Genomic DNA, 13,543 nt, shown 5'->3' on the forward strand with positions numbered 1-13,543 from the left:
TCTGCCTCGGGATTTTTTGTATCTGGCATTCACTTCCGCGTCATAGCAGGCGCGGCTCAATTTCCAGTAACACGCCAAACCGCGCCTTTACTTCAGCGGCTATCTGCTCGGCGACGGCCAGCAGTTCTGGCCTGTTACCACCGCCAAAGTGTACCAGCACCAATGCCTGACGGTGATGCACACCAAAGGCACCAAAACGAGCACCTTTCAGGCCACATTGATCAATCAGCCATCCAGCCGCCAGCTTGACGGTACCGTTTTGCTGGGCAAAATGCGGCATGGCCGGATATGCATCCAGTAACACCCTGGCCTGTTCAGCGCTAACCAGGGGATTCTTGAAAAAACTGCCCACGTTGGCCAGTTGGGCAGGGTCCGGAAGTTTTTCGCTGCGCACCCGACACACTGTGTTCGCCACGTCCAGGCTGCTCGGACTTTCTCCCAGCCGCTGAGCCAGGTCGCCATAACCGAGTACCGGTGCAGCATGGCGTTTAAGGCGTAGTACAAGCCGGGTGATCACTACCTTACCCAACAGTTCGGATTTGAAGATGCTCTCACGATAACCAAAGGCGCACTCCTCAGCGGAAAGCCAGGCCAGATGACCGTCCGCAAGGTACATCACCTCTACAGCTTCGAGCACATCAGCCAACTCGACCCCGTAGGCGCCAATGTTCTGCACTGGTGCTGCGCCACAGCTACCGGGTATCAGGGCCAGATTCTCTAACCCCCACAAGCCCTTTCCCACCGTCGCCATTACCAGAGCGTGCCAATTCACTCCGGCACCCACATGGGCCAGCAGGCTATCACCCCGAGGTTCCATCCACCATTGTGTCAGGGCCGGATGGACGACCAGCCCCGCCAGATACTCGGGCAGCAACACATTGCTGCCTCCCCCCAAAAGCTGAATTGGCAGCATTTCCTGGTGGGCTCGGCGCAGACAGTCCTGAAGCGCTTTGAGCGTGACCGGCGCACAAAAATATTCAGCGCTGGAAGGAAGCTGCAGCGTGTTGGCAGGGCTAAGATCAACCTCAGACAGCCAGTTGCGAGGCGTCATAAGGATAGCCGAACATGCTGCAACAGGCCGTTTGAGGCATCTTCGATCATGTCGAGAACGTTCTCAAATCCCTGTTCTCCCCCGAAGTAGGGATCCGGCACAGGGGTCTCCGGCTGGCCTGCAAAGCGCATAAAAAGGCATGTCGTGCCCTGATAGCCTTCGGGCTGTATGGCCTGAATGGCCCGGAGGTTGTCATCATCCATCGCCAGAATGAAATCAAACACGGCAAAATCTTCTTCACTCAGCTGGCGGGCACGCAGACCGCTGATATCAATGCCTCGGCGCATGGCAGCCTGCTGAGCGCGAGCGTCCGGGGCCTTGCCTATGTGCCAGTCACCAATACCGCAGGAATCCACTTCCACCCTGTCCTGCAACCCCTGAGCTTCCAGAAGTTTGCTGAACACCCCTTCTGCGCTGGGCGAGCGACAGATATTACCCAGACAGACAAATAGCACCTTCATGTTCCCTCCTGGTCGTCAGCACCCATCAGTTGACGAACCCGCTCAAGATCCTCAGCCGTATCAACCCCAGGCGGGTTGACAGCACAGGCCAGCGCTACCTGGATCACATGGCCCTGCTGCAGTGCGCGCAGCTGTTCAAGCTGCTCCAACTGTTCCAGCAGGGCGGGCGGATAGTCACGATAGTCTTTCAGGAAACCAACCCGATAGGCATATAACCCAATGTGCCTGAGCCAGGCATCAGTCTCCAACAGCTCAGGGCGGGAGGCAAAATGCTCACGATCCCAGGGAACCGGCGCCCGGGAAAAGTACAGCGCCCGACCCTGCAGGCTACGCACGACCTTGACTACATTGGGATTGAACAAGGCATCGATATCCGTGATAGGTTCTGCCAGCGTCGCTATTGAAGCCGCCGGATCATCTGCAAGCCGCTGGACAACCTGGTTGATCAGGGCCGGAGGGATCAAGGGCTCGTCACCCTGCACATTGACGACCAGGGCCTCGTCATCAAGCGCCAGCGTATCGGCAACTTCGGCCAGGCGATCAGTGCCGGACGGATGCTCGGCTGCAGTCATGACCACCTCGGCGCCATAAGGCAGCAGCGCTTCACGGATTCGCACATCATCAGTGGCGACCACGACTCGACTGGCCAGACTTTGACAGGCGCGGCGCCAGACGTGAACCACCATGGGTTCTCCACCAATCTCCAGCAACGGCTTGCCCGGCAGACGGCTGGAACCAAAACGGGCGGGCACGATGGCAATAAATTCAGCCGCCGATGTACTTGCCTGTGAGCCAACCATTCATTCTTCTCCACTGCGGCCAGGAGAGGTCGGCAGTTTTTCATCGGCATCCATTGCGCGGGCTTCTTCAGGCAACATTACCGGAATATCGTCCTTGATCGGGTAGGCCAAGCCATCATACAGGCACTGCAGTTCCCCTGACTCGCGTACATACTTGAGTTTACCCTTGCACATCGGGCAAACCAGCATGGCCAACAGTTGCTTATCCATCAGTTCGTCTCCTCGCAGTAAGCGCGGTTAGCCGTTTAGCTAACCAGTACTCGAATTCAGGTGGAAGACTGGCTTCCACATCCAGGACCCAGCTGTCTGGCGGGGCTATATGTCGACATTTAACCGCGTCTTTTGCTGTCATCAAGAGCGGACGTGCGGCCTGCCGGCCGGCGAACTGCAATGACGACGCCTCATAATGGTAGTGATCACCGAAAGGATACCAGCCCCCATAAACCCCTAGGGTGCCCAGCGTCTCAAAAAAACGCTCGGGCCGCCCGATACCGGCAATGGCATTGACCGGCACGCTGAACGGCAAAGGTATCAGGGGCCGCTGTTCGCCAGTGGCCAGGTGGCGCCAGGTAGTGGGTACCAGCTGCATGAGGGTGGCGTGTTCAGGTAACGAGGGAGAAGGCGTGCCATTCACCAGAACGGCATCCACCTGCTGCAGACGGCTGGCCGGTTCACGCAGTGGCCCGGCTGGCAGACAGCGGCGATTGCCCAGTCCCCAGCAACCATCCAGCAAGGCCAGTTCAATATCCCGACCCAGAGACAGGTGCTGGAGGCCATCATCGCTGACGATGACATCGCAGCCCGCTGTCACCAGCTGTTTTGCTCCTCTTGACCGCTGCGGGTCAGCTACCACTGGCACGCCCGTCTGCTGGGCCAGCATCAGCGGTTCATCACCGCTTTGAGTGACGTCAGTATCCGCAGTAACAACAAGCGGATAGTCCGCGGCCTTGCCACCATAGCCCCGGGTCACAATACCTGGCGTATAACCCTGAGCTTTCAGCCAGCGCACCAGCCAGGCCACCAGAGGTGATTTCCCCGTACCGCCCAGAGTGATATTGCCCACCACAATAACGGGCACTGGGGCTTGCCATACATCACGCTTACCGCTTACATAGGCGTCATAGCGACGTTTCATCACCCACGCATACAGGGCGCCCAGCGGCCGCAGCGGGGCCAGCCAGAAGCTACCTTGATACGCCGCTTTCAGCCAGCGCTGGGAAAGAGTCATGGTACCACTTTACCTGTGGGCGGTTTGCGACCGCTGTCCTGAAACTGTAGGCGATAAAGTGCCGAATAGGCACCATTCTGTGCCAGCAGTTCAGGATGCGAGCCTTCTTCAACGATCCGACCCTGCTCCATCACCACAATGCGGTCCGCCTGTTCAATAGTAGATAAGCGGTGAGCAATCACCAGCGTGGTCCTGCCCTGGCAAACGTAGTCCAGCGCCTGCTGGATATAGCGCTCGGACTCGGTATCCAGCGCCGAGGTGGCTTCATCCAGAATCAGGATCGGTGCGTCCTTATAAATCGCTCGGGCAATCGCCAGGCGCTGGCGCTGGCCGCCTGACAGCATGACACCGTTATCTCCCACCCGGGTCTGATACCCCTCGGGTAGCTGTTCAATAAACTCGTCAGCATGGGCCGCCTTGGCAGCGGCCTCAATGGCCGCAGAGTCGGCATCATCCACGCCATAGGCAATATTACCGGCAATGCTGGTATTGAACAGGGTGATCTGCTGGGAAACAATGGCGATGTTATGGCGCAGCGGGCCCAGTTGATAATCACCTATATCAACGCCGTCAATGGCAATCCGTCCGCCGGTAGCCGTATAGAAACGCGGCAACAGGTTGACAAGCGTCGATTTGCCGCTGCCTGAACGCCCGACCAGGGCCACCAACTCACCTGGGGCAATGTGCAGGTCAATACCATGCAGCACATCGGGCTGCTCAGGCGCATAGCGGAAACGTACCCCTTCAAGGGCCAGCTCACCACTCAGGCGCTTCGGCAGCAACTTGCCTTCGTCGACTTCTGGCGGTTCATCCAGCAGAGTGAACAGCTCTCCGGCCGCGGCTATGCCTTTCTGTATCTCGCCGTTGATTTCAGTCAGCTGCCTGACCGGTTTGACCATCAGCGCCGCAGCGGTAATAAAAGCCACAAACTCGCCAGGCGTCATGTCATCGAGCAATGCCGGCGCCATGGCCAGCCAGACCAGCAAGGCCATCGAGATGGCCACCAGCATCAGGATCACCGGTGAACTGACTGCCTTGGTCATGGCTTCCTTCATGCTCTGACGGCGATTCTCTTCACTGACCCGGTTAAAACGCTGCTTCTCATAGTTTTCAGCACCGTGGGTACGCACCACCCTGTGCCCCGAAATGGCCTCAGAGGCTACATGGGTAACATCGCCCATGGAATGCTGAATGCGCCTGGAGATGCGTCTGAAGCGCTTGCTGACATAGTTGACCACCAGGCCAATCAGTGGCGTGACTGCCATAAATAGCAAGGTCAACAGCCAGTTGGTCCATAGCAGGTAACCCAGAAGCCCAATCACGAACAGCCCTTCACGCAACAGAATGGTGACCGCTTTAGTGGCGGCTCCCGCCACCTGCTCAACGTGATAGGTCACTCGTGATACCAGATGCCCACTGGAATGGTGGTCAAAGAAAACGCCGGGCAAGTGCAGCATGTGGGCAAACACATCGCAGCGCAGGGTGTGGATGATATAGCGCCCCACATACGCCATGAAATAGGTACTCAGAAAAGTGCCCAGGCCGCGGGCCGAAAACATGATGATCACGAACATGGGCAGGAAGAGTCGAAAGGCAGCATCCGGGTTCTGGATCCCGTCAATCAGACGTTTCATTAACTCAGCCAGCGCGGTGCTTGATGCGGCATAGATGACGAAACCCAGAATGGCCAGACTGAAGGCTCGCCAGTGGGGTTTGACATAGCTTAGCAAACGTTTATAGATGGATAACCCAGATTCAGTCACGTGCTCTCCTGACCGTTATAGATGGCAAAATTCTACCTGATACGGGCGGGCTTCAACACCGCTGGCGTTTGCCATGTAACACGCGCTGAGGTGTGACCCTTGGCGTTTCCCCCGGTATCAACCAGAAGGTAAGAGCACCGTCATGAGCCGTATTCCACAAACAGCTGCCCGCTCGGCGAAAACGCCTGACGACTGCCTGAATGGGGTGCCCGAAAGCGTTATCCCGACCGGCACTAAAAACCACATGACGGGGTTGGGTGGAACGCACAAACTGTTCTCCAGAGCTGGTATTACTGCCATGATGCCCTGCCACCAGAACCGAGAGCGGCGTATCAAGCAGCGTCAGCAGCCGCCGCTCGACGTTCACTCCCACATCGCCGGTCAGCAACAGAGAATGCTCGCCCACGGTGACAGACAGGACACAGGAGCGGTCGTTGGCAGACAACTCGTTTATACCGGGTGGCGGCCAAAGGTAATGAAAGCCGATGCCATCGATCGACCATCGCTGGCCAGCAGCGCAGGTCCGGGGAGTCGGCATGGCCGACACATCCGTGTCTTCTCCCTCGGGCAGCCACCAGGCCATTACCTCATGACCATCTAGCAATGCGCTGATGCCGCCCGCATGATCGTTATCAGCGTGACTTACTACCACGTGATCAAATTGCTGGCTGCCTGGCCATAACGTATCAAGCGGCATGAAACCAGAACGGAACCGCGGGCCGGTATCATACAGCATTCGTTGCTGTTGACTGCGTAATTCTACCAATTGCCCTTGCCCCACATCCATCACGCTGACCCTGAGTGCGCCTTCTGGCCAGTGTTCTTCATTCGGCCATACCGCCAGAAGAGTGACGATCACTACAGCGAAGGCGCGCAGGGCCCAGGAAATGGCGGGCAGACCCCAGCACAGTGCCAGCCAGATAAAGCCTACCGCCAGGGCTTTATATCGGCTGAAAGAAGGCTCCCAGAGCGGCAGATACGCCACATTGAGCGTCAGTAACGCATGAAAAAGATCGAGCGCCTGCTCAAACACCCACCAGCTCATCTCTGACAGGGGCGTAACCGGCAGCAGCAACCAGCCCAGCATGGCACTGGGTACCATCACCAGGCTCACCCAGGGAACCGCCAGCAGGTTGACCAAGGGCGCAAGTGGGGCCAGACGACCAAAGGCAAGCAGCACCGCACCTGCCATCAGCGGAGCCAGTAGAAGCTGGGTGCGCACCAGGGCCCACAGCCAGCCTCTGATTCCGCTTGGGCGGGACCGACCATGCCAGATCACGATCAACCAGGCCACAGCAACAAACGACAGCCAGAAGCCGGGCCGCCAGGCGGCCAGCGGATCTACCATGACAACCATCGCGACTGCCAGCCACCATGCCTGCCAAGGGCCTGGCGCATGCCGCCCACTGGCAACCCATAAGCCCACCAGCGCCATCAGCATGGCGCGAAGCGCTGGAGGCGCCAGCCCTGCCAGAGTGGCATACGCAATTGTTGAAGCGGCCGCCAACCACCATGGCCAGGTACGTAATCGCCAGTTTCCCGGGCTTATCACGCGAGCGACGAGACGCGCCAACAGCAGGCTAAAGGTCGCTACCAGCCCCACATGTAACCCTGAAATCACCACCAGATGGGTCGTGCCACTATGATTGAGCAGATCCCAGTCCTGACGTTCCAGCTGATCGCTATCGCCCAGCGTCAGCGCCGCCAGCCAGCGTCGAGAGCGCTCCGTCAAGGGTTTTTCAGCCAGGTATTCAAGCCCGAGACGGCGTAGCGAAAAAGATGATTCAGCCAGCCTGACGGCAGGCGGTGACTGGCGAATATAGCCGGTGGCGTGCAAACGCTCACGCCACAGCCAGGCCTGATAATCAAAAGTATCAGGATTGCTGAAGCCTCGCGGGGGGCGCAAACGCAAAGTCATTCCCCAGCGCTCACCGGGCTGAAAGGCAGTACCCTGATAAGCACTGACGCGCACTTTGCCAAGCGCCTTACAGCTTGGCTGACCCGGCGGTGACACACAGCTCTGCAGCCGCAAAGTCAGTCGCGCCACACCGTTATCATCGCGCACGTCAAGCACCCTGGCCTCGACGCGTAGATCGCTACCGCTCAGGCCAGCCGGTAAGGCCCGCCCCTGCTCCATTGTCAGCAGCGCGGTAATGGTGCCCCAGAGTAGCCAGAACACAAGGCCTGTAAAGTGGCTGCTGGCTATCCATAGCCCTGCCAGCAGGTATGCCGCCAGGATGAGTGCTGGATAGTGAAGAACAAGTCCGGATGCAACAGCCAGCACGCCCCCTAACAGGGCCAGTGCCGCTGGCAGCGCTTTACCTGTGCGCATGTCGCCCTCCCTGGCGATCCTTCGTCAACTCCCTCAATGTAGTGATATCCAGCCGCGTTTACCTGACCTGATGCGTTTGCATAGCCGAATGCTGGTACTATATGGATAATAGCTTTTTTACCTGGCGAGAGTATCGTCTATGCCGCGTCGGTTTTTACATCGCTATATGCCAAAACCCGACACCCTTCGGCGGCAACCTTCCTTACGGCTGGTAGCTCCCTTACTGGCTGACACCCGGCTGTGGCTGCTGACCCGCCGCAGCGTTGCCAACGCGTTCAGCGTTGGCCTGTTCTGTGCCATGCTGCCAATTCCCTTTCAAATGGTAATCGCTGCCCTGGGTGCCCGCCTGACCCGCTGCAATCTGGCACTTTCCATCGGTCTGGTATGGGTGACCAATCCTTTGACCATGCCACTGATTTTCTATATCAACTACGTCATTGGTGCCTTCTTCCTCGACACGCCGGTTCGTGAAGCACCGTCGCGCATATCAACACGCTGGATCGCCGAGCAGATGCAGGACATCATGCCGGCCCTGTTTCTCGGCTCTCTGATCACTGCGGTGACACTTGCCATTCTTGCCAATATCGCGACTCGCCTGATCTGGCGCTGGCATGTCTCACGCAACTGGCGCCATCGACGAGCGAGGCGCCAGCTACGTCGCGCCAGGATGGAATCCCAGTTCGATGATGAACATTGATAACGCTAGCTGGTGACCACCAATTGGCCATTATCCAGTTGTAAAACCCGATCCTGATGGGCGGCGAGGTCCCGGTCATGGGTGACAATTACAAAGGCACAGGCGCTCTCCCTGGCCAGCTCATCCATCAAGTCCAGAATGGTTGAGGCGGTCTGCTGATCAAGGTTACCCGTCGGCTCATCCATCAGCACCAGGCTAGGGTCAGTCACCAGAGCTCTGGCGATTGCTACCCGCTGGCGCTCCCCGCCTGACAGCTCGCCTGGTTTATGGTCACCCCGCGCGGCCATCCCCACTCTGGTGAGCAGCGCCAGTGCACGTTTTTCTGCATCGCGCTTACGCTGGCCCCTGATGATCAGCGGCAAGGCAGCATTTTCCACTGCGGTGAACTCGGCCAGCAAGTGGTGGAACTGATAGACAAAACCGATATAACGATTGCGGAACCGCCCCATGGCGGCCTCCCCCAACCCAGCCAGCGATTTGCCGGCAATGATAATGCTGCCATCAGTGGGACGATCAAGCCCCCCCATCAGGTTCAGTAAGGTGGTCTTGCCTGAGCCGGAGCTTCCCACGATGGCCACGCGCTCTCCCGCATGCACGCTAAGCGACAGCTTATCCAACACAGTCAGGTCCCGCGGACCTTCGCTATACACCCGTGAAATGCCCTCACATACCAGCATCACAGGCGCAGCGGGCTGCTGGGGCATAGATTCGTTTGACATGACGGTATCCTTACTCATAGCGCAATACATCGGCGGGTTGCACGCGGGCGGCGCGCCAGGCGGGATAAAGGGTCGACAGGAAGGTCAGCCCGAAAGCAGCGGCAACAATATTGCCCACATCACTCCACAAAAGCCTTGAAGGCAGATCGCTGATAAAATAGACGCCTGCATCCAGAAACTGGATACCTAGGACGGATTCGGCCCAGCCAATCAGGTCTGCAATGGTCAAGGCCAGTAACACTCCGACACCGACACCAACAGCTATCCCAATGATACCAATCGCCAGCCCCTGAACAATGAAGATACCCATGATAGAGCCGGGGGTGGCACCTATGGTGCGCAAAATGGCGATGTCAGCGCGTTTATCAGTCACGACCATGACCAGGGTCGAGACAATATTGAACGCCGCTACTGCTACGATAACGGTCAACAACAGGGCGATCATGCGTTTTTCCATCTGGATCGCCTGAAACAGGTTTCCGTGTGAAAACGTCCAGTCACGACCCTGATATTCAGGCCCCAGCGTATTGAGAATAGCCCGCGTTTCCTGCCCGGAAGTAAACAGATCATCAAGCTCCAGTCGCAGTCCCCCCACCGCATTCCCCATACGGGCCAGCGTCTGCATATCATCAATGTGGGCATAGGCCAGACTGGCATCAAGCTCAGCGCCGACGCTGAAAATGCCACTGACGGTAAAGCGCTTCAGACGAGGAAACACGCCTGCCGGAGTTATCGAGGCTTCCGGTACCAGCAGGGTCACACGATCACCCACGCCAACCCCCAACTGTCTCGCCAGCATGGAGCCCAGAACAATATGCCATTCACCGGCCTCGAGGTCGCTCAAGCTGCCTTGCTGCATATGCTCCCCGATGATTGACACTCGGTCTTCCCACTCGGGATGAATGCCATTAACCATGGCCCCCTGATTACGTCCCCCCACGGAAAACATGCCTTGCTGCTCGATATAGGGTGCGGCACCTATCACCCGCTCACGCTCGATCAGCTGATTGGCCAGAGCTTCCCACTCCACCATGCCGTTGCGGGCCTCGATCTTGGTGTGAGGCACCATGCCCAGAATGCGTGTGCGCAGTTCTTGATCAAAGCCATTCATCACCGATAGCACCAGAATGAGGACGGCAACCCCCAGCATCAAGCCAAGCATAGAGGTCATTGATATAAATGAAATAAAATGATTTCGGCGTTTTGCGCGGACATAGCGCAAGCCCACCAGAAAGGGCAAACGATCAAGCATGGCATGATTCCTTATTAGCGAGCGCTCATGGTACGGTTTTTCGTCCTGACTGCACAGGGTTGGCGGCTTGATTGGAACGCCAAACGGACGCGGTGTTCCCTTGCCTTGATTTTCAGGCAGCGAATTTCGTAAAAGGCTTGCAACCCGGACAGCGCCGCCCTACATTGCGCGGCGTAGACACACGCCAATCATTTACGCCCCCCTATCCAAGAGGCCTCAGGTTGTCGAACGCTCTCTTTCAAATGCTGCCCGAATGGGCCCCCCAGGACGCCATTCAACTGACCTGGCCACGCAAGGATGGTGACTGGGCGCCACTGCTGGAACGCATCGAGGCAACCCTGGAGCGCATTGTTCTGGCAACGGCGCGCTACCAGCGAGTACTTGTCTGCGTACCCGACGAGACGACCCGACGTCGCCTTGCCCAACGATTCCGCGGCTACGCAGTCGCCGACCAGCAGGTTCAGCTGCTGGTCGGCGCCAGCAATGATACCTGGGCGCGCGATCATGGTCCGATCAGCGTCGCCAACTCAGCAGGGCACCTCAAACTGCTCGACTATACCTTTACCGGCTGGGGTGGCAAGTTTCCAGCACTTTTGGACAATCAGCTAACCCGCCAGCTGGATGCAGCTCAGTGCTGGGCATGCCCGGTTGAAACCCGCGACCTGGTGCTCGAAGGCGGCGGTATCGAAACGGACGGTGAAGGCACTTTACTGACCACTGAAGCCTGCTTGCTCAACCCCAATCGTAATCCGGGACTTTCGCGCAGGGACATTGAAACACAGCTTGGCCAGGACCTGGGCGCAAAACGTATTCTGTGGCTCAAAAACGGCTACCTTGAAGGCGATGATACCGACAGCCATATCGATACCCTGGCGCGTTTCTGTTCACCCGACACCATCGCCTACGTGCAATGCGATGATCCGGATGACCCTCACTACCCTGCATTAGCTGCCATGCAGGCCGAGTTACAGGCCTTTCGCCAGGCTGATGGCCAACCTTATCGCCTGATTCCACTGCCCTGGCCTGCTCCCTGCCATGCACCCGACGATGGGAGACGCCTACCGGCCACCTATGCCAACTTCCTGATCATCAATCAGGCTGTTCTGGTGCCGACCTATGGCGACCCGGCGGACTGGCGCGCACTGGAAGCATTGGGAAACGCTTTTCCAGGCCGCCAACTCATTCCGATTGACTGCACCAGCGTGATCCGACAGCACGGCAGCCTGCATTGCCTGACCATGCAGCTACCCCGGGGAGCGCTTAAACGCTGAGATGGAATCAAGTGGCGCCTCGATTGCCCAACCATCCAGACATGATTCTATTCAGGACAGGAAACAGTATGCTGGAAAAATCCCTGACAGTGGGCCTCGTTCAACAACACGCCTGGCCCGACAAGACCCGCAGCCTGGCGGCAAGCGAAGCCGCCATTCGTGAGCTTGCCCGGCAAGGCGCTGAGCTGGTGGTATTACAGGAACTGCATGCGACTCATTACTTCTGCCAGTACGAAGACCCGGCTCTGTTTGACCTTGCAGAGCCCCTGGATGGCCCAACAGGCCAACACCTGGCAGACCTCGCACGCACCCTGAATATCGTTCTGGTCGGCTCGATTTTTGAACGTCGCGCAGCCGGACTCTACCACAATACGGCTGTGGTATATGACCGCGCCCAGGGGCGGGTGGGCCATTACCGTAAGATGCATATTCCTGACGACCCGGGCTTTTATGAGAAGTTTTACTTCACTCCCGGAGATCACGACCCGGCACGCGCCAGTGGCTTCAGCCCGATTGAAACGTCAGTGGGCCGCCTGGGCGTTCTGGTGTGCTGGGATCAATGGTATCCGGAAGCCGCGCGACTGATGGCGTTGGCAGGTGCAGACATACTGCTTTACCCGACAGCTATCGGCTGGGATCCAAACGATGATAGCGCCGAAAAGACCCGCCAGAAAGATGCCTGGACCCTGATACAGCGCGCCCATGGCGTGGCTAACGGTGTACCGGTGCTGGTTGCCAACCGGGTCGGCTTTGAAGCCGACCCGTCCAAGGTCGGCAGTGGTATTCAATTCTGGGGCGGCAGTTTTGCCTGTGGGCCACAGGGGGAGCTGTTAGCCCACGGCGGGGAAGAAGCCGACAATCTGCTGGTCACCCTGGATATGGCACGCGGCGAGAATACAAGGCGTATATGGCCTTATCTGCGGGATCGGCGCGTCGAGGCCTATACTGACCTGACGCGCCGCTACCGGGACTGATCCAGCGCCGTGCAAGACAGCGAGGGTCTATTTCCAGAAATCGCGAATAGACGCAATACCCTGGGCACCGACTGCCCGTGCGTGATGTGCATCGAAGCGGGTCATGCCCCCCAGAGCAAACACCGGCATGCCGGCGCGCTCCACCAGCTGCTGGAAATCATGCCAGCCCACAGGGGGTACTTCCGGGTGTGAGGGCGTGGTGCGCAGTGGTGACAGAGTCACGAAATCACAGCCCAATACGGCGGCCTGGCTAAGTTGCGCCTGATCATGAGTTGAGGCGGAAAGCCACTGATTTTCCGCGATCGGGCGGCGTTCCAGATTCATCAGACGCGCACTGGTCAGATGGATCCCGTCTGCCTCCACGTCCTTTAGAAGGTCAGGCTCACCGTTCAATAGTAGGCGCGCTCCGTAATGCTTGCACAGCGTCAGGGCGCGTTGAGCACGAGCCAGATAGGCCGACCTTTCCAGTTGCTTGGCGCGCAGCTGCACCAGACGAATGTTATCTTCACGCAGGGCTCTTTCCAGGCGGGCATCAAAGCGCGCCTCGTCGTCTTCCTCAGCGGTAATCAGATACTCGGTCGGCAGCATGACAGCGCGCAGGATCGGTAGATTCGCGGCCGGAAAAGGATAGTTTGCCAATTCGTTCATTGGCACCCAGCGCACTGCCTGGCCTTCGCGGCCAAAGGGTTCGCCGGAAAATTCATGAACCTGCCAGACATCGAGCAGGATATGCTTGTCGGGATATTCGTGATGAACACGAATCAGAGGCTGGGCATTTCTGATCTCCACGCCCAGTTCTTCGTGCAATTCACGCTTGAGCCCTTCCAGGCCCGTCTCATAGGGGGCCAGTTTGCCACCGGGAAACTCCCAGAGCCCTCCTTGATCCACATTCGAGGGCCGACGCGCAATCAGCACCTGTTGTTGATCAGCGCTGATGATTGCTGCCGCAGCGACATGCACCCGTCTTTTTACCATTACACTCATTGCGTCAGTAC

The 13,543-nt window shown here is 58.1% G+C and carries 13 protein-coding genes; 3 read left to right on the forward strand and 10 right to left on the reverse strand.

Features of this window, described 5'->3' with window-relative positions:
• Positions 1 to 40 precede the first annotated feature (40 nt).
• Genes murB through LL947_RS08420 form a run of 7 tightly spaced genes read right to left on the reverse strand, consistent with a single transcriptional unit; the run spans position 41 to position 7,635 of the window.
• Positions 41 to 1,051 carry a UDP-N-acetylmuramate dehydrogenase gene (murB, locus tag LL947_RS08390; protein WP_499832927.1) on the reverse strand — a complete coding sequence of 337 codons (1,011 nt, stop codon included), beginning with the start codon at positions 1,049 to 1,051 and terminating at the stop codon, positions 41 to 43.
• Complete coding sequence (locus LL947_RS08395) at positions 1,048 to 1,512, reverse strand: low molecular weight protein-tyrosine-phosphatase (protein ID WP_499832928.1); 465 nt, start codon at positions 1,510 to 1,512, stop codon at positions 1,048 to 1,050. The genes murB and LL947_RS08395 overlap by 4 nt, the downstream gene beginning before the upstream one ends.
• A complete protein-coding gene (gene kdsB, locus LL947_RS08400) occupies positions 1,509 to 2,312 on the reverse strand; it encodes a 3-deoxy-manno-octulosonate cytidylyltransferase (protein ID WP_404413426.1) in 804 nt (267 codons plus the stop codon). Before kdsB ends, LL947_RS08395 begins: the two co-directional genes overlap by 4 nt.
• Complete coding sequence (locus tag LL947_RS08405; protein ID WP_290820525.1) at positions 2,313 to 2,522, reverse strand: Trm112 family protein; 210 nt, start codon at positions 2,520 to 2,522, stop codon at positions 2,313 to 2,315.
• Entirely contained in the window at positions 2,515 to 3,540 is a 1,026-nt protein-coding gene (gene lpxK, locus LL947_RS08410) for a tetraacyldisaccharide 4'-kinase (RefSeq protein ID WP_499832929.1), read from the reverse strand. The genes LL947_RS08405 and lpxK overlap by 8 nt, the downstream gene beginning before the upstream one ends.
• Positions 3,537 to 5,303 carry a lipid A export permease/ATP-binding protein MsbA gene (msbA, locus tag LL947_RS08415; protein WP_290820522.1) on the reverse strand — a complete coding sequence of 589 codons (1,767 nt, stop codon included), beginning with the start codon at positions 5,301 to 5,303 and terminating at the stop codon, positions 3,537 to 3,539. The genes lpxK and msbA overlap by 4 nt, the downstream gene beginning before the upstream one ends.
• A gap of 52 nt (positions 5,304 to 5,355) precedes the next feature.
• Positions 5,356 to 7,635, reverse strand: a complete 2,280-nt coding sequence (locus LL947_RS08420; RefSeq protein WP_499832930.1) for a DNA internalization-related competence protein ComEC/Rec2 — start codon at positions 7,633 to 7,635, stop codon at positions 5,356 to 5,358.
• A 139-nt stretch (positions 7,636 to 7,774) separates the two neighbouring features.
• Between LL947_RS08420 and LL947_RS08425 the strand changes: the two genes are divergently transcribed.
• Complete coding sequence (locus LL947_RS08425) at positions 7,775 to 8,332, forward strand: DUF2062 domain-containing protein (RefSeq protein ID WP_290820518.1); 558 nt, start codon at positions 7,775 to 7,777, stop codon at positions 8,330 to 8,332.
• Positions 8,333 to 8,337: 5 nt separating this feature from the next.
• On the opposite strand, the gene LL947_RS08430 is transcribed toward LL947_RS08425, so the two are convergent.
• Positions 8,338 to 9,051, reverse strand: a complete 714-nt coding sequence (locus LL947_RS08430) for an ABC transporter ATP-binding protein (RefSeq protein ID WP_404413429.1) — start codon at positions 9,049 to 9,051, stop codon at positions 8,338 to 8,340.
• Between the two features lie 10 nt (positions 9,052 to 9,061).
• Entirely contained in the window at positions 9,062 to 10,303 is a 1,242-nt protein-coding gene (locus LL947_RS08435; protein WP_290820514.1) for a lipoprotein-releasing ABC transporter permease subunit, read from the reverse strand.
• A 242-nt stretch (positions 10,304 to 10,545) separates the two neighbouring features.
• On the opposite strand from LL947_RS08435, the gene LL947_RS08440 reads away from it, so the two are divergent.
• Positions 10,546 to 11,574: an agmatine deiminase family protein gene (locus LL947_RS08440; RefSeq protein ID WP_290820513.1), complete on the forward strand. Its 1,029-nt coding sequence runs from the start codon at positions 10,546 to 10,548 to the stop codon at positions 11,572 to 11,574.
• Positions 11,575 to 11,642: 68 nt separating this feature from the next.
• On the forward strand, positions 11,643 to 12,548 hold the full coding sequence (locus LL947_RS08445) for a carbon-nitrogen hydrolase (RefSeq protein ID WP_499832931.1): 906 nt from the start codon (positions 11,643 to 11,645) through the stop codon (positions 12,546 to 12,548).
• A 27-nt stretch (positions 12,549 to 12,575) separates the two neighbouring features.
• On the opposite strand, the gene LL947_RS08450 is transcribed toward LL947_RS08445, so the two are convergent.
• On the reverse strand, positions 12,576 to 13,532 hold the full coding sequence (locus tag LL947_RS08450; protein ID WP_290820511.1) for a Nudix family hydrolase: 957 nt from the start codon (positions 13,530 to 13,532) through the stop codon (positions 12,576 to 12,578).
• Positions 13,533 to 13,543: the final 11 nt, after the last annotated feature.

This window comes from Halomonas sp. BLK-85, assembly GCF_044792155.1.
Taxonomy (GTDB): Bacteria; Pseudomonadota; Gammaproteobacteria; order Pseudomonadales; family Halomonadaceae; genus Vreelandella.

Excerpts from the sequence above, each read along its gene's own strand:
- lpxK (WP_499832929.1), bottom strand. The coding sequence starts at position 3,540 with ATGACTCTTTCCCAGCGCTGGCTGAAAGCGGCGTATCAAGGTAGCTTC.
- LL947_RS08425 (WP_290820518.1), top strand. The coding sequence starts at position 7,775 with ATGCCGCGTCGGTTTTTACATCGCTATATGCCAAAACCCGACACCCTT.
- LL947_RS08395 (WP_499832928.1), bottom strand. The coding sequence starts at position 1,512 with ATGAAGGTGCTATTTGTCTGTCTGGGTAATATCTGTCGCTCGCCCAGC.
- LL947_RS08420 (WP_499832930.1), bottom strand. The coding sequence starts at position 7,635 with ATGCGCACAGGTAAAGCGCTGCCAGCGGCACTGGCCCTGTTAGGGGGC.
- kdsB (WP_404413426.1), bottom strand. The coding sequence starts at position 2,312 with ATGGTTGGCTCACAGGCAAGTACATCGGCGGCTGAATTTATTGCCATC.
- murB (WP_499832927.1), bottom strand. The coding sequence starts at position 1,051 with ATGACGCCTCGCAACTGGCTGTCTGAGGTTGATCTTAGCCCTGCCAAC.
- LL947_RS08445 (WP_499832931.1), top strand. The coding sequence starts at position 11,643 with ATGCTGGAAAAATCCCTGACAGTGGGCCTCGTTCAACAACACGCCTGG.
- LL947_RS08440 (WP_290820513.1), top strand. The coding sequence starts at position 10,546 with ATGCTGCCCGAATGGGCCCCCCAGGACGCCATTCAACTGACCTGGCCA.
- LL947_RS08450 (WP_290820511.1), bottom strand. The coding sequence starts at position 13,532 with ATGAGTGTAATGGTAAAAAGACGGGTGCATGTCGCTGCGGCAGCAATC.
- LL947_RS08430 (WP_404413429.1), bottom strand. The coding sequence starts at position 9,051 with ATGTCAAACGAATCTATGCCCCAGCAGCCCGCTGCGCCTGTGATGCTG.
- LL947_RS08435 (WP_290820514.1), bottom strand. The coding sequence starts at position 10,303 with ATGCTTGATCGTTTGCCCTTTCTGGTGGGCTTGCGCTATGTCCGCGCA.
- LL947_RS08405 (WP_290820525.1), bottom strand. The coding sequence starts at position 2,522 with ATGGATAAGCAACTGTTGGCCATGCTGGTTTGCCCGATGTGCAAGGGT.